The organism is Rahnella aquatilis CIP 78.65 = ATCC 33071, from assembly GCF_000241955.1.
Classification (GTDB): Bacteria; Pseudomonadota; Gammaproteobacteria; order Enterobacterales; family Enterobacteriaceae; genus Rahnella; species Rahnella aquatilis.
Genome location: NC_016818.1, coordinates 3663380 through 3686639, shown reverse-complemented (window position 1 = coordinate 3686639; position 23260 = coordinate 3663380). Strand labels below are relative to the sequence as shown.

At 52.4% G+C, this 23260-nt stretch carries 23 protein-coding genes; 16 read left to right on the top strand and 7 right to left on the bottom strand.

The window, feature by feature from the left end:
• Window positions 1-185 precede the first annotated feature (185 nt).
• On the top strand, window positions 186-875 hold the full coding sequence (gene phoB, locus RAHAQ2_RS16745; RefSeq protein WP_013576682.1) for a phosphate response regulator transcription factor PhoB: 690 nt from the start codon (window positions 186-188) through the stop codon (window positions 873-875).
• 22 nt (window positions 876-897) lie between these two features.
• Window positions 898-2217, top strand: coding sequence for a phosphate regulon sensor histidine kinase PhoR (phoR, locus tag RAHAQ2_RS16740; RefSeq protein WP_015698354.1), 1320 nt, complete (start codon window positions 898-900; stop codon window positions 2215-2217).
• A 33-nt stretch (window positions 2218-2250) separates the two neighbouring features.
• Here the strand turns inward: phoR and RAHAQ2_RS16735 are convergent, their stop codons facing one another.
• On the bottom strand, window positions 2251-2583 hold the full coding sequence (locus tag RAHAQ2_RS16735; protein ID WP_015698353.1) for a helix-turn-helix domain-containing protein: 333 nt from the start codon (window positions 2581-2583) through the stop codon (window positions 2251-2253).
• The gene (locus RAHAQ2_RS16730; protein WP_015698352.1) at window positions 2576-2971 is read right to left on the bottom strand and encodes a type II toxin-antitoxin system RelE/ParE family toxin; all 396 of its coding nucleotides are present in this window, start codon (window positions 2969-2971) and stop codon (window positions 2576-2578) included. Before RAHAQ2_RS16730 ends, RAHAQ2_RS16735 begins: the two co-directional genes overlap by 8 nt.
• Before the next feature lie 273 nt (window positions 2972-3244).
• Between RAHAQ2_RS16730 and RAHAQ2_RS16725 the strand changes: the two genes are divergently transcribed.
• From RAHAQ2_RS16725 to proY, 3 genes are all read left to right on the top strand, one after another.
• Window positions 3245-4348: a cobalamin-independent methionine synthase II family protein gene (locus RAHAQ2_RS16725; protein ID WP_015698351.1), complete on the top strand. Its 1104-nt coding sequence runs from the start codon at window positions 3245-3247 to the stop codon at window positions 4346-4348.
• 443 nt (window positions 4349-4791) lie between these two features.
• Window positions 4792-6111: a branched-chain amino acid transport system II carrier protein gene (brnQ, locus tag RAHAQ2_RS16720; protein ID WP_015698350.1), complete on the top strand. Its 1320-nt coding sequence runs from the start codon at window positions 4792-4794 to the stop codon at window positions 6109-6111.
• Window positions 6112-6274: 163 nt separating this feature from the next.
• Window positions 6275-7699 carry a proline-specific permease ProY gene (gene proY / locus RAHAQ2_RS16715; protein ID WP_193785485.1) on the top strand — a complete coding sequence of 475 codons (1425 nt, stop codon included), beginning with the start codon at window positions 6275-6277 and terminating at the stop codon, window positions 7697-7699.
• A 69-nt stretch (window positions 7700-7768) separates the two neighbouring features.
• On the opposite strand, the gene ggt is transcribed toward proY, so the two are convergent.
• The 3 genes from ggt to RAHAQ2_RS16700 all read right to left on the bottom strand — a co-directional run bounded on the left by ggt (window position 7769) and on the right by RAHAQ2_RS16700 (window position 11184).
• Entirely contained in the window at window positions 7769-9520 is a 1752-nt protein-coding gene (gene ggt / locus RAHAQ2_RS16710; RefSeq protein ID WP_015698348.1) for a gamma-glutamyltransferase, read from the bottom strand.
• Window positions 9521-9775: 255 nt separating this feature from the next.
• On the bottom strand, window positions 9776-10378 hold the full coding sequence (locus RAHAQ2_RS16705) for a peroxiredoxin C (protein WP_013576674.1): 603 nt from the start codon (window positions 10376-10378) through the stop codon (window positions 9776-9778).
• Between the two features lie 224 nt (window positions 10379-10602).
• A complete protein-coding gene (locus RAHAQ2_RS16700) occupies window positions 10603-11184 on the bottom strand; it encodes an acyl carrier protein phosphodiesterase (protein ID WP_015698347.1) in 582 nt (193 codons plus the stop codon).
• A 134-nt stretch (window positions 11185-11318) separates the two neighbouring features.
• Between RAHAQ2_RS16700 and queA the strand changes: the two genes are divergently transcribed.
• From queA to secF, 5 genes are all read left to right on the top strand, one after another.
• A complete protein-coding gene (queA, locus tag RAHAQ2_RS16695) occupies window positions 11319-12389 on the top strand; it encodes a tRNA preQ1(34) S-adenosylmethionine ribosyltransferase-isomerase QueA (protein ID WP_015698346.1) in 1071 nt (356 codons plus the stop codon).
• Window positions 12390-12503: 114 nt separating this feature from the next.
• Entirely contained in the window at window positions 12504-13628 is a 1125-nt protein-coding gene (gene tgt / locus RAHAQ2_RS16690) for a tRNA guanosine(34) transglycosylase Tgt (protein ID WP_015698345.1), read from the top strand.
• 162 nt (window positions 13629-13790) lie between these two features.
• Window positions 13791-14123 (top strand): preprotein translocase subunit YajC, encoded by a 333-nt coding sequence (gene yajC, locus RAHAQ2_RS16685; protein WP_013576670.1) that lies wholly within the window; start codon window positions 13791-13793, stop codon window positions 14121-14123.
• Window positions 14124-14150: 27 nt separating this feature from the next.
• Window positions 14151-15998 (top strand): protein translocase subunit SecD, encoded by a 1848-nt coding sequence (secD, locus tag RAHAQ2_RS16680; protein ID WP_037040139.1) that lies wholly within the window; start codon window positions 14151-14153, stop codon window positions 15996-15998.
• A gap of 10 nt (window positions 15999-16008) precedes the next feature.
• A complete protein-coding gene (gene secF, locus RAHAQ2_RS16675; protein WP_015698343.1) occupies window positions 16009-16980 on the top strand; it encodes a protein translocase subunit SecF in 972 nt (323 codons plus the stop codon).
• A gap of 73 nt (window positions 16981-17053) precedes the next feature.
• Here secF and RAHAQ2_RS16670 read toward each other — a convergent pair whose 3' ends face one another.
• Window positions 17054-17614 (bottom strand): DUF3251 domain-containing protein, encoded by a 561-nt coding sequence (locus RAHAQ2_RS16670; protein WP_015698342.1) that lies wholly within the window; start codon window positions 17612-17614, stop codon window positions 17054-17056.
• 160 nt (window positions 17615-17774) lie between these two features.
• On the opposite strand from RAHAQ2_RS16670, the gene nrdR reads away from it, so the two are divergent.
• The 6 genes from nrdR to pgpA all read left to right on the top strand — a co-directional run bounded on the left by nrdR (window position 17775) and on the right by pgpA (window position 22118).
• Complete coding sequence (nrdR, locus tag RAHAQ2_RS16665) at window positions 17775-18224, top strand: transcriptional regulator NrdR (RefSeq protein ID WP_015698341.1); 450 nt, start codon at window positions 17775-17777, stop codon at window positions 18222-18224.
• A gap of 9 nt (window positions 18225-18233) precedes the next feature.
• Window positions 18234-19382, top strand: a complete 1149-nt coding sequence (gene ribD, locus RAHAQ2_RS16660) for a bifunctional diaminohydroxyphosphoribosylaminopyrimidine deaminase/5-amino-6-(5-phosphoribosylamino)uracil reductase RibD (protein ID WP_015698340.1) — start codon at window positions 18234-18236, stop codon at window positions 19380-19382.
• Window positions 19383-19505: 123 nt separating this feature from the next.
• Window positions 19506-19976, top strand: coding sequence for a 6,7-dimethyl-8-ribityllumazine synthase (ribH, locus tag RAHAQ2_RS16655; protein ID WP_013576664.1), 471 nt, complete (start codon window positions 19506-19508; stop codon window positions 19974-19976).
• A 20-nt stretch (window positions 19977-19996) separates the two neighbouring features.
• Window positions 19997-20410, top strand: a complete 414-nt coding sequence (gene nusB, locus RAHAQ2_RS16650) for a transcription antitermination factor NusB (RefSeq protein ID WP_013576663.1) — start codon at window positions 19997-19999, stop codon at window positions 20408-20410.
• Window positions 20411-20574: 164 nt separating this feature from the next.
• A complete protein-coding gene (gene thiL / locus RAHAQ2_RS16645; RefSeq protein WP_015698339.1) occupies window positions 20575-21561 on the top strand; it encodes a thiamine-phosphate kinase in 987 nt (328 codons plus the stop codon).
• A 62-nt stretch (window positions 21562-21623) separates the two neighbouring features.
• Window positions 21624-22118: a phosphatidylglycerophosphatase A gene (gene pgpA / locus RAHAQ2_RS16640; protein WP_037040161.1), complete on the top strand. Its 495-nt coding sequence runs from the start codon at window positions 21624-21626 to the stop codon at window positions 22116-22118.
• Window positions 22119-22188: 70 nt separating this feature from the next.
• On the opposite strand, the gene RAHAQ2_RS16635 is transcribed toward pgpA, so the two are convergent.
• On the bottom strand, window positions 22189-23163 hold the full coding sequence (locus tag RAHAQ2_RS16635; protein ID WP_015698337.1) for an aldo/keto reductase: 975 nt from the start codon (window positions 23161-23163) through the stop codon (window positions 22189-22191).
• Window positions 23164-23260 lie beyond the last annotated feature (97 nt).

Genomic DNA, 23260 nt, shown 5'->3' with positions numbered 1-23260 from the left:
GCGGGGGAAGCTGTCCCCGATAAATCAGACCAATTTCAGCAAGATGGCCGCTAAATAGAAGAAATGTATCTGTCATAGTTGACTGTAATGAACCATTCTTTTCATTCATAAATCTGTCACAAAACTGACGCATAATGGCGCCCGCAATCAAATAAAAGATCGCTAACCTATTGGCAGGACCTACGATGGCTAGACGTATATTGGTGGTTGAAGACGAAGCTCCAATCCGTGAAATGGTGTGTTTTGTACTGGAACAAAATGGCTATCAGGCCGTAGAAGCTGAGGATTTTGATTCAGCGATCGGGCAACTTGTTGAACCTTACCCTGAGCTGATCCTGCTCGACTGGATGTTACCTGGCGGTTCCGGTATCCAGTTTATTAAGCATCTTAAACGTGAAGCACTGACCCGCGAAATTCCGGTGATGATGTTGACCGCACGCGGTGAAGAAGAAGATCGGGTGCGCGGCCTTGAAGTCGGTGCCGATGATTACATCACCAAACCGTTTTCTCCGAAAGAACTGGTTGCCCGCATTAAAGCCGTGATGCGTCGCATCTCGCCAATGGCGGTGGAAGAAGTGATCGACATGCAGGGTTTAAGCCTGGATCCGTCGTCTCACCGTGTGATGGCCAATGAGCAGGCGCTCGATATGGGGCCGACCGAATTCAAGTTATTACACTTCTTTATGACCCATTCCGAACGGGTATACAGCAGGGAACAGTTGCTCAATAACGTTTGGGGCACTAACGTTTATGTGGAAGATCGCACGGTAGACGTGCATATTCGTCGTTTGCGTAAGGCGCTGGAAACCAGCGGACATGACAGAATGATCCAGACTGTTCGCGGTACCGGATACCGTTTTTCAACGCGTTATTGAGTCCTCACAGCGGAGAATCTGTGTGCTAGAACGTTTGTCATGGAAACGATTGGCCGGTGAATTATTTCTTTTTTGCCTGCCAGCGTTAATTCTCGGTATCTTCGTCGGCCATTTCGGCTGGCTCCTTTTTGTGTCGCTGGCTGCGGCACTGGGCTGGAATTATTACAATCAGCTCAAACTCTCACACTGGTTGTGGCTTGACCGCAGCATTACGCCGCCGAATGGTCGCTGGAGCTGGGAGCCGCTGTTTTACGGGCTGAACCAGATGCAGATGCGCAACCGGCGCCGGCGTCGCGAATTAGGTCAGCTCATCAAACGCTTTCGCAGCGGGGCCGAATCACTGCCGGATGCTGTGGTGCTGACCACGGAAGACGGCAATATTTTCTGGTGCAACGGGCTGGCGCAGGATTTGCTCGGTTTCCGCTGGCCGGAGGATAACGGACAACATATCTTCAACCTGCTGCGTTATCCGGAATTCCGGCTGTGGATCCAGACCCGCGATTTCAGCCGGGCGCTGAATCTGCAACTCAATAATGAGCATTACGTCGAGTTTCGCGTCATGCCCTATTCCGAAGGGCAATTGCTGATGGTCGCGCGCGACGTGACCCAGATGCGTCAGCTCGAAGGCGCGCGGCGTAACTTCTTCGCTAACGTCAGTCATGAACTGAGAACGCCGCTGACTGTCTTGCAGGGGTATCTGGAAATGATGGAAGACGCCAAGCTGGAAGAGCCTTTTCGCAGCAAAGCGCTCGATACCATGCAGGAACAGACGCGGCGGATGGACGGGCTGGTGAAACAGTTGCTGACACTGTCGAAAATCGAAGCTTCAGCGAATATTGATTTGCATGAAAAAGTCGATATTCCGGTGATGCTCGGTATGCTCGAACGTGAAGTGCAAACGTTAAGCAACGGCAGGCATGAAGTGGTGTTTCGCATTAATGACAAGCTGAAGGTCTTTGGTAATGAAGATCAGTTGCGCAGCGCGGTGTCGAATCTGGTGTATAACGCCGTCAACCACACGCCAGCCGGTACGCGGATTGAAGTCAGCTGGCAGCAAACGCCGCATGGCGCACAGTTCCAGATCAGTGATAACGGGCCGGGCATTGCGCCGCAGCACCTGCCGCGCCTGACCGAACGTTTCTACCGCGTTGACAAAGCCCGCTCACGCCAGACCGGCGGCAGCGGCCTCGGGCTGGCGATCGTCAAACATGCGCTCAGCCATCACCACACGAAACTTGAAGTCATGAGTGAAGTGGGGGTGGGTACGCGCTTTATGTTTACGCTGGCACCGAAGTTGATTGTTCCTCAGGAACAGGCCAGCCAAAGCGATGTGAAGGGATAAAAATCAAGCCACAGCAACAAGCTGTGGCTTCTTTTAGCAAATGATCTGTAAACCTTTTTCTTCGATTAACAGCAGTAAAAGCAGGGCGGCACCCGTTGGTTTCGTTTCGTTACGTTCCCATTTTTGAATGCTGTTAGCCGACATATTAATGAGTCTGGCCAGCACACCCTGACTGATTTTTTCTTTTTCCCGCAACGCACGAATGCGTTCAGCAGAGCTTTCTGCAAAGGCTTTCAGTCTTTCTTCCTGAACGGCCTCATCAACAATTTTGTTAATTTCACGCATCGTGGTTTGTGAAACCACGCCAGATGAGTCATGGAAGCGTTGAGCCATCCGCTGCATTTTTAGCAAACGTTCATCAACCATTAGAAATCACCTCTTTAATTAATCCAGTTCGAAGTTCTGTTTCGAGTTGCAACTCTGTGAAATTGAGCAAATCTTTAGCAATGGCCTTATACAAAGACAAAAGTTTGTCGGGAATTTCAGGTCCCTTCTTACGGACACTGTGTTTCAGCCAGCCATCGATAAAAAAAATCTTATCCTCCAAACGGAAAGCGACAACGGCCCGGCCAAACCCTGATTTCGATCTCCCTGTCGGTGCAATTCTCTTCTTGTAAACGTTGCCGGATAAATCCGCATCAAAAAGTCCGTTTGCCAGTTCATGTGCCGACCTGAGGATATCCTTTTCCGACAGTTTGCTGGCGGTCATGAAGTCGTGAAAATCCTCTGTAACGAAAATACGTAAACAGTTCATGCTATCGTCCCTGGTAAAAATAACTATAGTATTTATTACCACAGATCGCAACGGGACAAATATTGTTCAGCATCATGAAACATCGCGAAACGATCATGAATTTTATTCAAGCCCCATGAGGATTCCTCTGTTGCCCCTGAACAATCTGCATGACAGTATCGTTATAAAGACGTTTAGACATCCAGAAGTCTAAATATAACGCGACGTAATTATTTATTATGTGAATTATTCGTATTCCGCTACATGCAGCGGGGTACCTAAAAGGAGTCATACATGCAACGTACAACCCCTCCGTTCCGCGCTGATGTCGTTGGCAGTTTCCTGCGCCCTGCGGCGATTAAAGAAGCCCGTAAGCAATTTCAGGACGGTGAGATTGATGCCACGCAACTGCGCGCCGTGGAAGATGCGGAAATCCGCCGCGTGGTGGATTTACAGCGCGAAGCCGGTCTGCAAGTGGTGACTGACGGTGAATTTCGCCGCGCGTGGTGGCACTTCGATTTCTTCGAAGGTCTGGAAGGCGTGGAAGGTTACGATGCGGTGCAGGGGATCCAGTTCAACGGCGTGCAGACCAAAGCACGCAGTATTAAAGTGATCAGCAAACTCGGTTTCGGTTCGCACCCGATGCTGGAAGATTTCCGTTTTCTGAAAAGCATCAGCGGAACAGCGGTGCCGAAAATGACCATTCCAAGCCCAAGCGTGATGCATTTCCGGGGTGGCCGTAATGCCATCAGCAAAGAGGTGTACCCGGATCTGAAAGACTATTTTGACGATCTGGCGCAGGTTTACCGTGACGCGATTAAAGCGTTTTACGATGCCGGTTGCCGTTATCTGCAACTCGATGACACCGTCTGGGCTTACCTGTGTTCTGAAGATCAGAAGAAGCAAATCCGCGAACGTGGCGACTCTCCGGAAGAGTTAGCACGTACTTACGCTGACGTGTTGAATAAAGCGATTGCCGGTAAACCGGACGATCTGGTGATTGGTCTGCATGTCTGTCGCGGCAACTTCCGTTCAACCTGGATTTCTGAAGGCGGCTATGAGCCGGTCGCGGAGATCCTGTTTGGCGGCGTGAACATCGATGCCTTCTTCCTGGAGTATGACAACGAGCGCTCCGGGGGCTTCGAGCCGCTGCGTTTCATTAAGAAAGGCCATCAGCAGGCCGTTCTGGGACTGATCACCACCAAAACCGGTGAGCTTGAACTGGCGAAAACGGTGGAATCACGTCTGGCCGAAGCCGCGGAATATCTGGATATCAACCAGATTTGCCTCAGCCCGCAATGCGGCTTTGCGTCTACCGAAGAGGGTAACAGCCTGACCGAAGCGCAACAGTGGGAAAAACTGAAACTGGTGGTCGATATTGCTGCCCGCGTCTGGTAATCCCTGAAAGAGGTCAAATTCTGGCCTCTTAAATATGCTGGATATTGTGCGTGAAACCCTCCGGGAATGGTGATTTCACGCATTTTTCGTCTTATCGGAGCATATCTTGTGCTTTGTTAGTGCAAAAATCATACATATCATATGGTGCATTTTTCTCTGTATTTAGTGAATATACCTGCTTTGATGGGTTAATCTGGTCAAAGGCTCTGCTTTTTAGATCACGGCTTGCCTTTATACGCTATAAAAGATTACCTTAGCCTCCGCTGTCGCTCGATACTCCCTGCATAACAACGTAATCATCTGCATATCATCAGGCGTTTTGCTCACTTCGAATCTTACATTGGTGGTCTCTGGCTTTTTCAGGTCATTCATCCTTTTGACGACGTGGCACGACGGCAGCATCGGACACTTTATTCATTTGAACAGGCAACACGACACCCATCATGAGTACTCGTTTAACAAATAAAGATATTCTGGCGCTGGGGTTCATGACCTTCGCCTTATTCGTCGGGGCCGGGAACATTATTTTCCCGCCAATGGTTGGCTTGCAGGCAGGTCATGACGTCTGGTGGGCTGCCGCCGGATTTATGATCACCGCAGTCGGGCTACCGGTGATGACGGTCATTGCACTCGCACGCGTTGGCGGCGGTGTGGATGCCCTGAGTACGCCTATTGGTCGGGGTGCCGGTATCCTTTTGGCCACCGTGTGTTATCTGGCGGTGGGTCCGCTGTTTGCCACGCCACGCACGGCGACGGTTTCTTTTGAAGTCGGTATCGCACCGATGACCGGTGATGGCCCGCTGCCTTTGCTGATTTACAGCGTGATCTATTTCGCCCTGGTCATCGGCATTTCTCTGTATCCGGGTCGTCTGCTCGATACCGTCGGACATTTCCTCGCGCCGCTGAAAATGGTCGCCCTGGCTGCGCTGGGTATCGCTGCCGTACTGTGGCCAGCCGGTTCTCCGATGCCTGCGGTGGATGCTTATCAGACCGTGCCGTTCTCCAGCGGTTTCGTTAACGGCTATCTGACCATGGATACGCTGGGTGCGCTGGTGTTTGGTATCGTTATCGTCAATGCCGCGCGTTCCCGTGGTGTGTCTGACGCCAAACTGCTGACCCGTTATACGGTGCTGGCGGGGCTGATTGCCGGTCTGGGTCTGATGCTGGTTTACCTGAGCCTGTTCAAACTCGGCGAAAATAGTGCTTCACTGGTGCCGGATGCGACCAACGGTGCGATTATTCTGCATGCGTATGTGGCACATACCTTTGGCGGTGTTGGCAGCTTCTTCCTCGGTGCGCTGATCTTTATCGCCTGCATGGTGACGGCGGTTGGCCTGACCTGCGCCTGTGCGGAATTCTTTGCTCAGTATCTGCCGCTGTCTTATAAGACGCTGGTTTTCATTCTGGGTCTGTTCTCCATGCTGGTGTCCAACCTGGGGCTGAGCCATCTGATTGCGATTTCAGTGCCAGTGCTGACAGCGATTTATCCGCCATGTATCGCGCTGGTTGTACTGAGTTTCACTCTGCGCTGGTGGAACAGCACCACGCGTATCGTGGCGCCGGTGATGCTGGTAAGCCTGGTGTTTGGCATTGTTGATGGTATCAAGGCGTCTGCTTTTGTTGACCTGATGCCCGCCTGGACGGCGAACCTGCCCCTGGCTGCACAAGGTCTTGCCTGGTTACCACCGTCATTATTAATGCTGGTGCTGGTCGGAATTTATGACAAAATCAGCGGCCCGCGCAGCGTAACCGCGCACCAGTGATCACCGGGTGAATGTTCGAAGATATAAACGCATGATCGTCTGACGAATGTTTCGCCAATCAGGCCACGGAGAACCCTTCCGTGGCTTTTTCATTGGCAGGCTAAAAGTCATTTTTTTAGAATACGATTTTTGATATTAAAAAAAACAACACGGGTTAATGCACATGCAGCAAGAAGCTGAACAACCAACTGCGCAACAAGAAGCGCCGGGCACGACGTTAAAACGTGGCCTGACAACGCGCCATATCCGCTTTATGGCACTGGGCTCAGCCATCGGAACCGGTTTGTTTTATGGCTCGGCAGACGCGATTAAAATGGCGGGGCCGAGCGTCTTGCTGGCGTATCTGGTCGGCGGGATTATCGCCTTTATCATCATGCGTGCCCTCGGCGAGATGTCTGTTAACAACCCGCAGAGCGGATCATTCTCGCGTTATGCGCAGGATTACCTCGGACCGCTGGCGGGTTACATCACCGGCTGGACGTACTGTTTCGAAATCCTCATCGTCGCCATCGCCGATGTGACCGCGTTCGGCATTTATATGGGCGTCTGGTTCCCGGATGTGCCGCAATGGACCTGGGTTCTCAGCGTTGTGCTGATCATCGGTGCCATCAATCTGGTCAGCGTAAAAGTGTTTGGCGAGCTGGAGTTTTGGTTCTCCTTCTTCAAGGTACTGACCATTATCATCATGATTGTGGCAGGCTTTGGCATTATCTTCTGGGGTATCGGCAATGGCGGGCAGGCGACCGGCATCCACAATCTGTGGAGTAACGGCGGCTTCTTCAGTCAGGGTATCATGGGGACAATTCTGTCCTTACAACTGGTGATGTTTGCTTACGGCGGCATTGAAATCATCGGGATCACCGCCGGTGAAGCGGAAAACCCAAAGCAATCTATCCCTAAAGCGATCAATTCCGTACCGCTGCGTATTCTGGTGTTTTATGTGGGTACGCTGTTTGTGATCATGTCTATTTTCCCCTGGAATCAGGTGGGGACGCAGGGCAGTCCGTTCGTGCTGACTTTCCAGCACATGGGCATTACGGCGGCGGCGGCAATCCTGAACTTTGTGGTGATCACCGCGTCGCTTTCGGCCATTAACAGTGATGTGTTCGGCGTGGGCCGTATGCTGCACGGGATGGCAGAGCAGGGACAGGCACCGAAAATGTTCAGTAAGGTATCGCGTCTGGGGACACCGTGGGTCACCGTGCTGGTGATGATGGCGGCGCTGCTGGTGGCGGTTTACCTGAACTACATCATGCCGTCTAACGTGTTCCTGGTGATCGCGTCTCTGGCGACCTTCGCAACGGTCTGGGTGTGGATTATGATCCTGTTTTCCCAGATTGGTTTCCGTCGCAAGCTGAGCAAACAACAGGTAAAAGAGCTGGAGTTCCCGCTGCGTGGCGGCGTCTATACCTCGGTGTTCGGGATTATTTTTCTGGTGTTTATCATCGGCCTGATCGGTTACTTCCCGGATACCCGTGTTTCGCTGTATGTCGGGATGGTTTGGGTGGTGGCATTACTGGTGGGTTATGCCTTCAAACGCCGTAACGATCGCAAGAAAGCCGCGCTGGCGCTGAGCAACAAAGCGTAAGCAAGCACTTACCTTCCGGTAAAGAAAAGCCCCCGATATCATCAGATGCCGGGGGCTTTTTCGTCGGGTTTAGTAACCTATCGCGGCACCTGCTGGTCGCCGTACATCATTCGCACCGTAGAGATAACCTTCGCGAACCTTGCCTGACACCGCAGAGTCATTACCTGAGTTCGCCGATGTCACGCCAGCAGCCCCCGGTAATCCCACCATAATCAGCTCTGTCGCGCCCCATGGCGTCTGTTCCACCATTTTATACCCCATCTTCTGCAGTATGTTCAGGCTGTCCTGCGACACGCCACGCTGCTCGTAATAGACCTCATCCGGCAGCCACTGATGGTGAATACGTGGCGCATCCACCGCTTCCTGAGGTGCCATACCGTAGTCGATGACATTCAGTGCCGCCTGCAAAGTAATGGTGATGATACGCGAACCGCCGGGTGACCCCAGAACCATGAATATTTTACCGTCTTTAGTCACCAGGCTCGGGCTCATAGACGATAGCGGGCGCTTACCGGGGGCGATGGCATTTTTGATGCCCTGCACCAGACCGTACAGGTTTTTCTCGCCGACTTTGGTCGTAAAGTCATCCATCTCGTCATTGAGGAAAAAGCCGGTACCCGGTGCAATCACTACCGAACCAAAGCGGCCATTCACCGTATAAGTGGTGGACACTGCATTACCCATGTTATCGACAATAGAATAATGCGTAGTTTCGGGTTTCTCATGCGGTTCCATACCCGGCTGAACCGCCGTGGATGGCGTAGCTTTATCGGCTTCTATTTTCTTACGGATTTCTTCGGCATAACTTTTGCTCACCAGACGGTCGATTGGGTTTTTTACAAATTCCGGATCGCCGAGATAGGTATTACGGTCCATATACGCATGGCGCATGGCCTCAGTGAGAATGTGAATCGAGGCCGCCGAGTTGAAGCCCATACTTTTCAGGTCATAGCCTTCAACGATGTTGAGGATTTCACACAGGGTGACGCCGCCGGAGCTTGGCGGGGGAGCAGAGACGAATTTATAGCCGCGATAGCTGCAGGTGATCGGGGTGTCTTCTGTGACCTTATAGTTTGCGAAATCAGCCGCTGTCAGGATACCGCCGCCTTTCTTCGACGCCGCTTCTACCGCCGCCGGGATTTTGCCTTTATAGAACGCATCCGGCCCGTGTCTGGAAATGGATTCCAGCGTGTTGGCCAGATCAGTTTGCACCAGTTTGTCACCGGGTTGCAGCGCGCTGCCGTCTTTGCGCAGGAAGATACGTGCGGCTTCAGGATCCTCTTTGAAGCGTTTGACGGTGGTATCGAGAATATCGGTATCGGCGCGGGTCAGCACGAAGCCCTGGCGGGCCAGTTTAATCGCCGGTGCCATGACCTGCTGACGTGTCAGTTTGCCGTATTCCTTTTGCACGGTATCCATGCCCAGTACCGTACCCGGCACACCTGCAGCGAGATAACCATACAGGCTGGCACCTTTCTTCACGTTACCGTCGGCATCCAGATACATATTAGCGCTGGCGGCCGCGGGGGCGGTTTCGCGGAAGTTGATGAAGGTGTCTTTACCGTCGGCAAGATGCACCGTCATGAAGCCTCCGCCGCCGATATTGCCACAGCATGGGTTGACGACGGCCTGTGCGTAGCCGACAGCCACGGCGGCATCGATGGCATTACCCCCCATTTTCAGAATATCGACGCCGACCTGAGACGCCAGATATTGCGAGGTGACGACCATGCCATTTTTAGCTTCCACTGCGGGATTTGATGCCGCGTACAACGGCAAACTGGTCAGCATGGCCAGCGCGATGAGTGATTTCCGTAACATATAGGCTCCTGTCTATTACCCTGTCTTTTGAGTCATAACCTTCAGGCTATTGTGTGATAACGCTTTTTTATGAATTTTGTCCAACCGTTTTATGCAAACGGCACGCCACAATGACGTAGTCAGACCGTTTTCAGCGTAGACGTAAATGACCGGGAGTGAGGAGATAAGACGAGAAACTGTGATCGTGCCGGGTGACAGGCAAAAAAAAACGGCCAGCGGGGCTGACCGTTATTGACCATGAAATCCGTGTAAGGATTACAGGTTTGACGCGTTTTCAGACAGGTATTTAGCGACGCCGTCCGGAGATGCGCCCATGCCTTTTTTGCCTTTTTCCCACTGAGCCGGGCACACTTCGCCGTGCTCTTCGTGGAATTGCAGCGCGTCAACCATACGCAGCATTTCGTCGATGTTACGACCCAGTGGCAGATCGTTAACGACCTGGTGACGAACAACGCCCTCTTTGTCGATCAGGAAAGAGCCGCGCAGTGCAACGCCAGCGTCCGGATGTTCGATACCGTAGGCTTTCTGAATTTCACGCTTGATGTCAGCAACCATCGCGTACTTAACAGGACCGATACCGCCTTTCTCAACCGGGGTGTTACGCCATGCGTTGTGAACGAACTCGGAGTCGAAGGACACGCCTACCACTTCTACGCCACGATTCTGGAATTCTTCGTAACGGTGATCGAAAGCGATCAGTTCAGAAGGACAGACGAAAGTGAAATCCATTGGCCAGAAGAAGATAACAGTAGGTTTGCCTGCAGTGTGTTTTTTGAAGTTGAAGTTTTCAACTACTTCGCCGCTGCCCAGTACTGCTGCTGCGGTGAAATCAGGGGCTGGACGAGTTACCAGAACCATATTATTACTCCTTATGAAACCCTTACGGGCGTCGTAGGTGAGAAGGAAGGTGTGAACAAAACGACTGCCAGTATAGGGGCAACACCCGGGTGAATAAACCCCATCGTACCAATCAATCAGATAGCATCCGGCTATCAGTCTTTGAAGTAAGTCTCATACTTTTTTAACAACTGCTTTTGTCTTGCAGAGAATTGAGGAGTAATCCACAAAATTTGCGGTATTTGTCAGATTTGCCGGTCTCCCGCCTGTTGCATCATCACCGGATAAAACTGCCAAAACAGTTGCTCGAGGGCATCGTAATTGAGTTCGATATCATGGAAGGAGCCGGTCAGTGCGGCAAGTTTTGGCCGCCGGTTGGCCATACCGCGTAAGACGTCAGCAATAAAAGGCAGCGCGGCATAGCGTTCCATCCAGCGTTCCGGCCAGAGATAAGCGTTCAGATTTTGGAAACGTTCTGGCATGTGAGGCAACTGAGGTTCAATTTCCTGCTGACAGTCGTCAAGAAAATCTTCCAGTGATTGCTGCGGATGAATGGTGGCCCAGTGGCGGGAAAGGAAGTGATCCCAGACGACATCAAGCGTTATCGGCGCGACGCGGCGAAAATCCTCACGGAAATAGCTGCGGGCAATTTTCACTTCCGGCAGCGAATCAGTCATGACATCTACGCGGCGGTGCATACGGATACCGCGGACGATCTCTTCAGCGAACTGGCCGTCAGGATTGCCGCGAACGAAGTCTGCCAGCAGGTTGCCGGTCAGGGAGCTTTTGGCCAGCGAGGCCAGATGGAGGTGGGCTAAAAAATTCATTCGCGAAGTATAACGCAGGAAAGTTGATCTCTGACAGGGCAGCGGATGCCTTTATTGACGCAGATGCTTGCAGGGGATGCCCCGTCCCACTAGACTAAGCCGCCTGTTTTTGTCGTTAAGTGAAGTGAAAAGCCATGCGTGTTGCCGATTTTTCTTTTGAACTCCCTGAATCCCTGATTGCCCGCTATCCGCAGACCCAGCGCAGCGGCTGTCGTTTGTTGTCTCTGGACGGGCCAAGCGGTGAGTTAACGCACGGCGTGTTCACCGATATTCTCGATAAAATTCATCCCGGCGATTTGCTGGTATTTAACAATACCCGGGTGATCCCGGCGCGCGTGTTTGGCCGTAAGGTCAGCGGCGGTAAAATTGAAGTGCTGGTTGAGCGCGTGCTGGATTCACACCGCGTTCTGGCCCATGTGCGTGCGTCTAAATCGCCAAAACCGGGCGCTGAACTGCTGCTCGGTGATAAAGAAGATATTAAAGCGACCATGCTGGCGCGTCACGATACCTTGTTTGAGCTGGAATTTAATGAAGATCGTGATGTCTTTACTCTGCTCAACGAAATCGGTCATATGCCGCTGCCGCCGTATATCGATCGCCCCGATGAAGAGGCTGACCGTGAATTGTATCAGACGGTCTACAGTGAGCGTCCGGGTGCGGTCGCTGCCCCGACTGCCGGTTTGCATTTCGATCAGCCGCTGCTGGATGCACTGAAAGCCAAAGGCGTCGAGCTGGCATTTGTGACATTGCACGTGGGCGCAGGGACTTTTCAGCCGGTGCGTGTAGACACCATTGAAGACCACATCATGCACGCTGAGTATGCCGAAGTGCCTCAGGACGTGGTGGATGCGGTGCTGGCCTGCAAAGCGCGCGGCAATAAAGTGGTGGCCGTGGGCACAACGTCTGTGCGTTCGCTGGAAAGTGCGGCGAAGGCCAGTGAAGATGCGCTGATTGCGCCGTTCTTTGGCGATACCAAGATTTTCATCTATCCGGGCTATCACTATCAGGTGATTGATTCCCTGATCACCAATTTCCACCTGCCTGAATCAACGTTGATCATGCTGGTGTCGGCGTTTGCCGGCTATAAAAATACGATGAATGCCTATCATCAGGCCGTCGCAGAGCAGTACCGTTTCTTCAGTTATGGCGATGCGATGTTCATCAACCGTAACCCGCTGGCGCCGCAGGAAGTGGTCGGCCAGTAACCTTGAGTCAGTAATTACCGGCCTGGTCGCACCCGGTGCATCCGGGCCTTCTTTTCCGGGCGTCATGCCACGGATTTAACCTCATCAGACTGTTTCTCTGATGCTGGAGGCAATGTGAAGTACGAATTAAGCACTACCGATGGCCGCGCACGTCGCGGGCGTCTGGTCTTTGAACGCGGCGTGGTTGAAACCCCGGCATTTATGCCGGTGGGCACTTACGGCACCGTAAAAGGCATGACCCCGGAAGAAGTCAAAGAGACCGGCGCACAGATTTTGCTGGGCAACACTTTCCACCTGTGGCTGCGCCCGGGTCAGGAGATCATGAAACTGCACGGCGATCTGCATGATTTCATGAACTGGCACGGACCGATCCTCACCGATTCCGGCGGCTTCCAGGTGTTCAGCCTGGGCGCGATGCGTAAAATCAAAGAAGAGGGCGTGCATTTCCGCAACCCGATCAACGGTGATCCGGTCTTCCTGAGCCCGGAAAAGTCCATGGAGATCCAAAACGATCTGGGCTCCGATATCGTGATGATCTTCGACGAATGTACGCCATATCCTGCCGACTGGGATTACGCCAAACGCTCTATGGAGATGTCTTTGCGCTGGGCAAAACGCAGCCGGGATCGCTTCAACGAGTTGAATAATAAGAATGCTTTGTTCGGAATCATTCAGGGCAGCGTTTACGAAGATTTACGAGATGTATCATTAAAAGGGCTGGTAGATATCGGCTTTGATGGTTACGCTGTGGGCGGTCTGGCAGTGGGCGAGCCAAAGGAAGACATGCACCGTATTCTGGAGCACGTTTGCCCGCAAATTCCGGAAGACAAACCTCGCTATCTGATGGGGGTCGGTAAACCGGAAGATCTGGTTGAAGGCGTACGTCGCGGCATCGACATGTTTGACTGCGTAATGCCAACGCGCAATGCGCGAAATGGTCATCTTTTCGTCACCGACGGCATCGTAAAAATCCGTAATGCGAAGCATAAAGATGACACGTCAACGCTCGATGAACACTGTGATTGCTACACATGTCGCAATTATAGCCGTGCCTACTTGCATCATCTCGACCGTTGCAACGAAATTCTGGGTGCGCGGCTGAATACGATCCATAACCTGCGCTATTACCAGCGTCTGATGGCCGGTTTACGACAGGCTATTGAAGAGGGTAAATTGGAAGCGTTTGTGACAGACTTCTACGAGCGTAAAGGCAAACCGGTTCCGCCTTTAAACTTCTGATTTCTTTCTCGCGTCGGCATCTTCGAAAGGGGGTGCCGATTTTATAATTTCTTGAACCGGCATTATGGGGTATTGTGCGAGACGTTTTATCGCCAGACTCCGGGTCGGATTCTCGGTTTGTTTTATATCAATTTGCTTCACAACAACAATGAGGGAATTTAAATGAGCCTTTTCATTTCTGATGCAGTCGCAGCGACCGGCGCACCGTCACAGGGAAGTCCTTACTCTCTGGTTATCATGCTGGTGGTTTTTGGTCTGATTTTCTATTTCATGATCCTGCGCCCGCAGCAGAAACGTTCTAAAGAACACAAAAAACTGATGGACTCTATCGGTAAAGGTGACGAAGTCATGACCACGGGTGGCCTGATCGGTCGCGTAACCAAAGTAGCCGAAACCGGTTATGTGGTTATCGCACTGAACGACACCAACGAAGTGATGATCAAACGTGACTTCGTGGCAGCAGTTCTGCCAAAAGGCACAATGAAGTCTATCTAATTTTCGATTTTCCCGAAGGGAACTGCCGTGTTAAACCGTTATCCTGCGTGGAAGTATCTGATGCTGATCGTTGTGATCATCGTCGGGCTGCTTTATGCACTTCCCAACCTATATGGTGAGGATCCGGCTGTTCAAATCACTGGTGCTCGGGGTTCCGACGCCAGTGAAGCAACGCTGGACCAAGTCCGTAACGTATTAGATCAAAACAAAATCCAGATCAAATCAGTTGCTCTGGAGAATGGCGCTATTCTTGCCCGTTTCAAAGACACGGATATACAGCTTCGTGCACGTGAAGCGCTGACTGAAGCGCTGGGCGACAAGTTTGTTATTGCACTGAACCTCGCGCCGGCAACGCCGCGCTGGTTAAGCATGCTGGGTGCTGAGCCGATGAAGCTGGGCCTCGACTTGCGTGGTGGTGTGCACTTCCTGATGGAAGTGGATATGGATACCGCGCTGAGTAAGCTGCAAGAGCAAACGATGGACAACATGCGCAGTGACCTGCGCGACAAGAATATTCCTTATGCCACGGTGCGTAAGCTCGACAACTATGGCGTTGAAGTGCGTTTCCGCGATGCTGCTACCCGTGATTCTGCGGTCAGCTATCTGAGCCCACGTCACCGCGATTTAGTGATCACCAACAGCGGCGATAATGCAGCTCGCGTGATGATGACTGATGCTCGCCTGAGTGAAGCGCGCGAGTATGCCGTTCAGCAAAACATCACCATCCTGCGTAACCGTGTCAACCAACTGGGTGTCGCCGAGCCGCTGGTACAGCGTCAGGGTGCTGACCGTATCGTGGTTGAGTTGCCAGGTATTCAGGATACTGCGCGTGCTAAAGAAATTTTAGGCGCGACCGCGACACTGGAATTCCGTCTGGTTAACACCAATGTGGATGCTTCTGCTGCTTCAACCGGTCGTGTACCGGGCGACAGCGAAGTGAAAGACATGCGTGATGGCCGTCCGGTAGTTCTGTACAAACGCGTGATACTGACCGGTGACCACATCACTGATTCTACATCCAGCATGGATGAGTACAATCAGCCGCAGGTTAACATCTCTCTCGACAGCGCTGGCGGTAACGCCATGTCTAACTTCACGAAGGACAATATCGGTAAACCGATGGCGACCCTGTTCGTGGAATACAAAGACAGCGGTAAGAAAGATGCCAATGGCCGTTCAATACTGGCGAAACAGGAAGAAGTCATCAACGTGGCAACTATTCAGTCACGCCTGGGTAACAGCTTCCGCATCACCGGGGTGAACGATCCGAATGAAGCCCGTCAGTTGTCCCTTCTGCTGCGGGCCGGTGCGTTGATCGCGCCAATTCAGATTGTTGAAGAACGTACTATCGGCCCGACCTTAGGGATGGAAAATATCAAGCAAGGTCTGGAAGCCTGTCTGGCAGGACTTGTGGTCTCAATTATCTTCATGCTGTTCTTCTATAAGAAGTTTGGTCTGATTGCGACCTCTGCGCTGATTGCTAACCTGGTGCTTATTGTTGGGATCATGTCTCTGATACCAGGGGCAACACTCACTATGCCGGGTATTGCGGGTATCGTATTAACCCTTGCCGTAGCGGTTGATGCCAACGTACTGATCAACGAACGTATTAAGGAAGAACTTAGTAACGGACGTTCAGTACAGCAGGCTATTGATGAAGGTTACAAAGGCGCGTTCAGCTCCATCTTTGATGCCAACGTCACGACGCTAATCAAGGTCATCATCCTGTATGCCGTCGGCACCGGGGCAATTAAAGGCTTTGCGATTACTACCGGTATTGGTGTAGCGACGTCAATGTTTACCGCAATCGTCGGTACCCGTGCCCTCGTAAATCTGTTGTACGGCGGCAAGCGCATCAAAAAGCTGTCTATCTGAGGAGTGCGTTGTGGCACAGGAATATACTGTTGAACAATTAAACCACGGCCGTAGAGTCTATGACTTTATGCGCTGGGATTACTGGGCTTTCGGTATCTCTGGTTTCCTGTTGATCCTTTCTATCGCCATTATTGGCGTGAAAGGTTTCAACTGGGGTCTGGATTTCACCGGCGGTACGGTCATTGAAATCTCGCTGGAAAAACCTGCGGATTTGGACGTGATGCGCGCTTCGCTTGAGAAAGCAGGCTTTGCAGAACCGCTGGTACAGAATTTTGGTAGCAGCCGTGACATCATGGTTCGTATGCCACCGACTAAGGGTGAAACAGGCGGACAGGAACTGGGTGCTAAAGTTCTTAGCGTGATTAACGAAACGACCAGCCAGAATGCTCAGGTGAAACGTATCGAGTTCGTTGGCCCAAGCGTAGGGGCTGATTTGGCGCAAAATGGTGCTATGGCGCTGTTAGTGGCATTGATCGCTATCTTGATTTACGTTGGTTTTCGCTTCGAGTGGCGTCTGGCAGCAGGTGTTGTTATCGCGCTTGCTCACGACGTTGTGATCACCATGGGTGTGCTCTCGTTGTTCCATATCGAGGTTGACCTGACCATCGTCGCTTCGTTGATGTCAGTTATCGGTTACTCGCTTAACGACAGCATAGTGGTATCGGACCGTATTCGTGAGAACTTCCGCAAGATCCGTCGCGGGACATCTTACGAAATCTTTAACGTGTCGTTGACCCAGACGTTGCACAGAACATTAATCACATCCGGTACCACGTTAGTCGTGATCCTGATGCTGTATTTGTTTGGTGGTGCATTGCTGAGTGGTTTCTCACTGACCATGTTGATTGGTGTTTCAATCGGTACGGCTTCATCGATTTACGTTGCTTCGGCGCTGGCTCTGAAACTGGGCATGAAGCGTGAACACATGTTGCAGCAGAAAGTGGAAAAAGAGGGCGCCGATCAGCCTTCCATTCTTCCGTAAGTTGCCGATGGTTCGTTGCCGGAACAGGAAAACCCCGCATTGCGGGGTTTTTTTTATCTGTTATTCGCTGTCTTTACTTTGTTACAACCGGGGACGGCGGTGTCGCCACGATATTATGCAACTGAACAAATCCCAGAGTTTCGACGGTGACCTGATTAAACTTCACATCGACTGTTTTCACCGGGCCCGGCAGGAGATCTGGCTCGACGGTAAGGGTCTGGGTTTGCATATCGACAGTCAGCGGCTTGCCTGTCACCGGATCGAGCTGCCCCCAGCTCAGGGAAGCCGTAAATGGCGGCAATGGCTGTCCGGCATTATTTTTGATTTCCAGCACAGCCTGTACGCCGCTGGCATCCGGAGCGATGCGGGTCAGCTGAACGCTTAATTCACCAATGTTACTTTTGAGCAAGGCGGCACTTTTGGCCGCCGGTAACAAATAGACACCATTATCTGACTGACGGTTTAGCGTAGTTTGCTGCTCCAGTGCGATGGCCAGATCCGTCAGGCGTTGCAGCTTTTGATTAAGCTGACCGACTTCTGTTTTCAACGCCGGTATTTGTGAATTTTGCGTCGCGCAGCCCGTCAGGCTGAACAATGTGGCGCAGGCCAGCAAAAGGCGTGGGTGTTTTGTCATTTCAGAGACTTCCTTTCATCAGCCCGTTGAAACATTCCGTCCGGGCACCAATATCAATAACTAAGTTTAACCCGATGTCGATGAAAGTAGCGACAGCCTTTGTTGTCGGCACACTTCGGGTTAAACTAATGTCCAATTGAGTTCGCGATCAGGAAGTGCTATGCATTGCCCATTTTGTGCCGCTGTTGATACTAAAGTCATCGATTCCCGTCTGGTAGGCGATGGATCGCAGGTCCGCCGTCGCCGTCAGTGCCTGGTGTGTCATGAGCGTTTCACCACGTTTGAAGTGGCGGAACTGGTGATGCCGCGCGTCATTAAAAGCAATGAGGTTCGTGAACCGTTCAACGAAGACAAACTTCGCGGTGGCTTTCTGAAAGCACTGGAAAAACGTCCGGTCAGTTCTGATGACGTCGAAACGGCCATCAGCCACATTAAGTCGCAGCTGCGCGCGACAGGTGAACGTGAAATTCCGGCCAAGATGATCGGCAATCTGGTGATGGACGCCCTGAAAGGGCTGGATAAAGTCGCGTATATTCGTTTTGCGTCGGTGTATCGCAGCTTCGAAGATATTCGTGAATTTGGTGAAGAGATCGCCCGTCTTCAGGATTAAGGAAAACTGATGTCGCCTGAACAACCTGCAGAACAACAACTCGCCGAAAATCATGCTGATGAACGCTACATGGCGCGGGCTTTCGAGCTTGCTCGACGCGGCCGTTTCACGACCACACCTAATCCCAACGTCGGTTGTGTCATTGTTTTAAATGGCGAAATCGTCGGTGAGGGTTATCATTTGCGTGCCGGCGAACCCCATGCCGAAGTCCACGCATTACGTATGGCCGGTGAGAAAGCGAAAGGGGCCACAGCCTATGTGACGCTGGAGCCATGCAGTCATCATGGTCGGACGCCGCCATGTGCTGATGCCTTACTGGCGGCAGGTATCGCCCGCGTCGTTGCCGCGATGCAGGATCCTAACCCGGAGGTCGCGGGGCGTGGTTTATACCGCCTGAAACAAAACGGAGTGGATGTCAGCCACGGGCTGATGCATCCGCAGGCTGAAGCGGTGAACCTCGGTTTCCTGAAACGTATGCGTACCGGTTTTCCTTATGTTCAGCTCAAAATGGGCGCGTCTATAGATGGCAGGACCGCGATGGCCTCGGGCGAAAGCCAGTGGATAACGTCAGCGGCTGCCCGCGCTGACGTTCAGCGTTTTCGTGCTGAAAGCTCGGCTATTCTGAGCACCAGTGCGACGGTTCTCGCGGACAATCCTTCGCTTAATGTACGCTGGAGCGAACTGGGCAGTGACGTGCAGGCGATTTATCCCGAGAAAAATCTGCGTCAGCCGCTGCGGATTATTCTCGACAGCCAGAACCGCGTAACGCCACAGCATCAGCTGATGAACTTACCTGGTGAAGTATGGCTCGCACGGCTGGAAACTGACACACAAGTCTGGCCGGAGTCCGTCGAACAATGGCGCGTGGCGGGGCGCGATAACCGCATTGATCTGGTTCTGCTGATGATGCAACTGGCGAAACGTCAGATAAATTGCATCTGGGTGGAGGCAGGCGCGCAACTGGCCGGTGCCTTATTACAAGCCGGTCTGGTTGATGAATTAATCGTTTATATGGCCCCTAAGTTATTGGGCGATAATGGTCGCGCACTGTGTGAACTGCCAGGATTGCAACATCTGGCGGATGCGCCTGAATTCATTTTCAGTGATATCCGCCAGGTTGGCCCTGACTTACGTTTGCGCCTGAAACCGGTGTATTGAGAATTTTACTCCTCCCTGCTGAATGGCTTTAAAAGCGCATGTCCAGGCAGGGTTATTTTATGATAGAATCCGCCCCCCTGCGGCTGGGGTTGAGAAACTCCTGAACCCACTTTAAGGAAAACTATGAACGTTATCGAAGGTGTTGTAGCCACGCCTAACGCGCGCGTAGCGATCGCGATTGCTCGTTTTAACAATTTTATTAACGACAGCCTGCTTTCCGGCGCTGTTGATGCGTTGAAACGTATTGGTCAGGTCAGCGATGACAACATCACCGTAGTCTGGGTCCCGGGTGCATACGAATTGCCTCTGGCAACCCGCGCACTGGCTGAAAGCGGTAAGTATGATGCGGTTGTTGCACTTGGCACCGTGATCCGCGGGGGCACTGCCCACTTTGAATTTGTAGCGGGCGAATGCAGCTCTGGCCTGTCCAGCGTTGCCATGAACAGCGAAATCCCGGTTGCCTTTGGTGTGCTGACCACAGAAAGCATTGAACAAGCCATCGAACGCGCAGGGACAAAAGCCGGTAACAAGGGTGCAGAAGCTGCACTGACCGCGCTTGAAATGATTAATGTTATCAAGGCTATTAAGGCCTGAATCTAGTTAAGGGGAAATCCGTGAAACCTGCTGCTCGTCGCCGCGCCCGTGAATGTGCCGTTCAGGCGCTTTACTCCTGGCAGTTGTCGAAAAATGACATCGCCGATGTTGAATTAGAATTCCTGACCGAGCAGGATGTCAAAGACGTAGACATTGCCTATTTCCGTGAACTGCTGGCTGGTGTAGCAAACAGTGCTGAGAAACTCGATGCACTGATGGCGCCATATCTGTCCCGCCAGCTGGATGAACTGGGCCAGGTGGAAAGAGCGATTTTGCGTCTGGCTCTGTTCGAACTGAGCAAACGCCAGGACGTTCCTTACAAAGTGGCGATCAACGAAGCTATCGAACTGGCGAAAACCTTCGGCGCTGAAGACAGCCATAAGTTCGTCAACGGTGTGCTGGATAAAGCAGGTCCGCATATTCGTAAAAAATGATCGTCAAAAAGGGTCAACCTCGATCACAAATGGCGACAGTCATTTTGGATGATTTCTGGCTCTGTTGATAATCTGGTGATGTCACCACGTTTATCTTTTGTGTGACACCCTTCTTAAGGCCGGATTTCCGGCCTTAAGGCATTCTAACGATTTGGAAATGTACTATGGCATGCGGCGAATTTGATGTAATCACTCGCTACTTTAACCGTTTCAGAACTGCCCGGCAGGATGTGCATTTGGGCATTGGTGATGATTGTGCCTTACTGACGGTTGGCGAGAAGCAGCTATTAGCAGTCAGCACCGATACGCTGGTCGAAGGCATCCATTTTCTAAAAACGATTTCACCGTCTGACCTGGGCTATAAAGCGCTGGCGGTCAACCTGAGCGATCTGGCGGCCATGGGCGCGGACCCGGCCTGGGTTTCGCTGGCACTGACGTTGCCGGAAGTGAACACCGACTGGTTGCAGGCATTCAGCGACAGTCTGTTTGAACAACTTAATTATTACGGCATGCAGCTGATTGGCGGCGACACCACGCGTGGCCCGCTGAGCATGACGTTAACTATTCAGGGGCTGGTGCCTGCGGGACGTGCGTTAACCCGTTCCGGTGCAGGCATCGGCGACTGGATCTTTGTGACCGGAACGCTCGGTGACAGCGCCGCAGGGCTGGCTATTTTGCTGGAACAGCTAAATGTCACTGATACCGCCCTCCGCGAATTCCTGCTCAAACGCCATCTGCGGCCTTCGCCACGCGTTCTGCAAGGGCAGGCGCTGCGCGATTTAGCGACGTCAGCCATCGATCTCTCCGACGGGCTGATTTCGGATCTTAAACATATACTCAATGCCAGCGAATGCGGCGCGCGGCTTGATTTGGATGCGATCCCGTTATCGGCTGCATTGAATAAGGTTGCCGGCCCGGAGCAGGCGCTGAAATGGGCGCTGACCGGAGGTGAGGATTATGAACTTTGCTTCACGGTGCCGGAAATTAACCGCGGCGCGCTGGATGCGGCGCTGAGCCATCTGGGTGTCAAATTTACCTGTGTCGGGCAGATTGCGCCGCTTTCAGAAGGTATTAAGTTTATGCGTTCAGGCGTGCCGGTAGAACTGGAATGGCAAGGTTTTGACCACTTTGCCGCAGAGGAATTGTTGTGAATACAGGCCGTAAAAAACGCCCGGCTGGGTATAAAGGAAAAACCGGTGATCCGGTTCAGGACATGGCCGCGGCCAAAAAACGTCTTGATCTGCGTAATCCGTGGCATTTGCTGGCGACCGGTTTTGGCAGCGGTTTATTCCCTGTTGGTCCGGGCACGGCGGGCTCCATCGCCGCGATCCCGTTCTGGATTGTCATGACCTACCTGCCGTGGCAGGTGTATTCCATGATCGTCATGTTCAGCATTTGTATCGGGGTTTATCTTTGCCGCCAGACCGCACGTGATATGCGGGTTCATGACCACGGCAGTATCGTATGGGATGAATTCGTCGGCATGTGGATCACCCTGATGGCGATCCCGGTAAACGACTGGCGCTGGGTATTGATCGGCTTTATCGTTTTCCGCGTGCTGGATATCTGGAAGCCGTGGCCGATCCGCTGGTTTGACCGCAACGTGCAGGGCGGAATGGGCATCATGATCGATGATGTGGTTGCCGGGGTGCTTGGCGCAGCGATTATCTATCTGGTCGGGCATCACTGGCCGCTGGGCCTGCTCTGATCGGTTTCAGATACTCATAAAAAAGGCGTTGCCGGGTTTTCCCTGACAACGCCTTTTTTACAACCTCACATTACTGGAAACCGGTCGCCTGATGCGGCACGTACGCCATTTCCAGCTCAGCGATTTCCTCGATGGAAAGCTTCACTTGCAGGGCCGCGATAGCATCTTCCAGATGAGCGGGGCGCGAAGCACCGATAATTGGCGCGGTCACGACGTGTTTACTCAGGATCCACGCAAGTGCGATTTGTGCGCGTGGCACCCCATGATCTTCGGCAATTTTCCCCACACGCTCAGCGACTTTACCGTCGGCCTCATCAGTGGCGTCATACAGTGTTTTGGCAAAATTATCGGAAACTGAACGCGCGGTGGTTTCTCCCCACGGACGGGTCAGCTTGCCGCGCGCCAGCGGACTCCACGGCAGCACCGCAATGTTCCTTTCCAGACACAACGGGTACATCTCGTTTTCTTCTTCACGCTGGATCAGATTGTACTGATCCTGCATCGAGACAAAACTCGCCCAGCCATTTTGCTCAGAAACATCCAGTGCGTGTTTGAACTGATGGGCGTGCATAGAAGATGCGCCGATAAAGCGCGCTTTGCCGGCTTTTACGACGTCATTCAGCGCTTCCAGGGTTTCTTCTATCGGCGTCTCGTAATCCCAGCGGTGGATTTGCAGCAGGTCGACATAATCCATGCCCAGACGGCGCAGGCTGTCATCGATGGATTGCATTATCGAGGCGCGTGACAGTCCCGGCTTTAAGCCGGTGACGGCGTGGTACACTTTGGTCGCCACGACAATCTCATCGCGTTTTGCGAAATCCTTCAGGGCACGACCGACGATTTCCTCGCTGCTGCCGTCAGAATAGCTGTTGGCGGTATCAAAGAAGTTAATGCCGGCATCCAGCGCTTGTTGGATGATCGGGCGGCTGCTCTCCTCGGGCAAGGTCCACGCGTGTGTGCCGCGATCAGGTTCGCCAAAAGTCATACAGCCGAGACACAGCTTCGAAACTTTGAGTCCGGTTTGTCCCAATGTCGTGTATTGCATAGCGTTTCTCCATGGCGGTTTGTGTGGCTATCTGATTGTTTTTTATCGATAACCAAACTAGCAGAAATTGATTGAAATGGTTAGCACGCTATAACTG

Excerpts from the sequence above, each read along its gene's own strand:
- ggt (WP_015698348.1), bottom strand. The coding sequence starts at position 9,520 with ATGTTACGGAAATCACTCATCGCGCTGGCCATGCTGACCAGTTTGCCG.
- RAHAQ2_RS16635 (WP_015698337.1), bottom strand. The coding sequence starts at position 23,163 with ATGCAATACACGACATTGGGACAAACCGGACTCAAAGTTTCGAAGCTG.
- RAHAQ2_RS16700 (WP_015698347.1), bottom strand. The coding sequence starts at position 11,184 with ATGAATTTTTTAGCCCACCTCCATCTGGCCTCGCTGGCCAAAAGCTCC.
- thiL (WP_015698339.1), top strand. The coding sequence starts at position 20,575 with ATGGCATGCGGCGAATTTGATGTAATCACTCGCTACTTTAACCGTTTC.
- phoB (WP_013576682.1), top strand. The coding sequence starts at position 186 with ATGGCTAGACGTATATTGGTGGTTGAAGACGAAGCTCCAATCCGTGAA.
- RAHAQ2_RS16735 (WP_015698353.1), bottom strand. The coding sequence starts at position 2,583 with ATGGTTGATGAACGTTTGCTAAAAATGCAGCGGATGGCTCAACGCTTC.
- RAHAQ2_RS16725 (WP_015698351.1), top strand. The coding sequence starts at position 3,245 with ATGCAACGTACAACCCCTCCGTTCCGCGCTGATGTCGTTGGCAGTTTC.
- proY (WP_193785485.1), top strand. The coding sequence starts at position 6,275 with ATGCAGCAAGAAGCTGAACAACCAACTGCGCAACAAGAAGCGCCGGGC.
- RAHAQ2_RS16670 (WP_015698342.1), bottom strand. The coding sequence starts at position 17,614 with ATGACAAAACACCCACGCCTTTTGCTGGCCTGCGCCACATTGTTCAGC.
- queA (WP_015698346.1), top strand. The coding sequence starts at position 11,319 with ATGCGTGTTGCCGATTTTTCTTTTGAACTCCCTGAATCCCTGATTGCC.
- pgpA (WP_037040161.1), top strand. The coding sequence starts at position 21,624 with ATGGCCGCGGCCAAAAAACGTCTTGATCTGCGTAATCCGTGGCATTTG.
- RAHAQ2_RS16730 (WP_015698352.1), bottom strand. The coding sequence starts at position 2,971 with ATGAACTGTTTACGTATTTTCGTTACAGAGGATTTTCACGACTTCATG.
- brnQ (WP_015698350.1), top strand. The coding sequence starts at position 4,792 with ATGAGTACTCGTTTAACAAATAAAGATATTCTGGCGCTGGGGTTCATG.
- nrdR (WP_015698341.1), top strand. The coding sequence starts at position 17,775 with ATGCATTGCCCATTTTGTGCCGCTGTTGATACTAAAGTCATCGATTCC.
- RAHAQ2_RS16705 (WP_013576674.1), bottom strand. The coding sequence starts at position 10,378 with ATGGTTCTGGTAACTCGTCCAGCCCCTGATTTCACCGCAGCAGCAGTA.
- ribD (WP_015698340.1), top strand. The coding sequence starts at position 18,234 with ATGTCGCCTGAACAACCTGCAGAACAACAACTCGCCGAAAATCATGCT.
- ribH (WP_013576664.1), top strand. The coding sequence starts at position 19,506 with ATGAACGTTATCGAAGGTGTTGTAGCCACGCCTAACGCGCGCGTAGCG.
- yajC (WP_013576670.1), top strand. The coding sequence starts at position 13,791 with ATGAGCCTTTTCATTTCTGATGCAGTCGCAGCGACCGGCGCACCGTCA.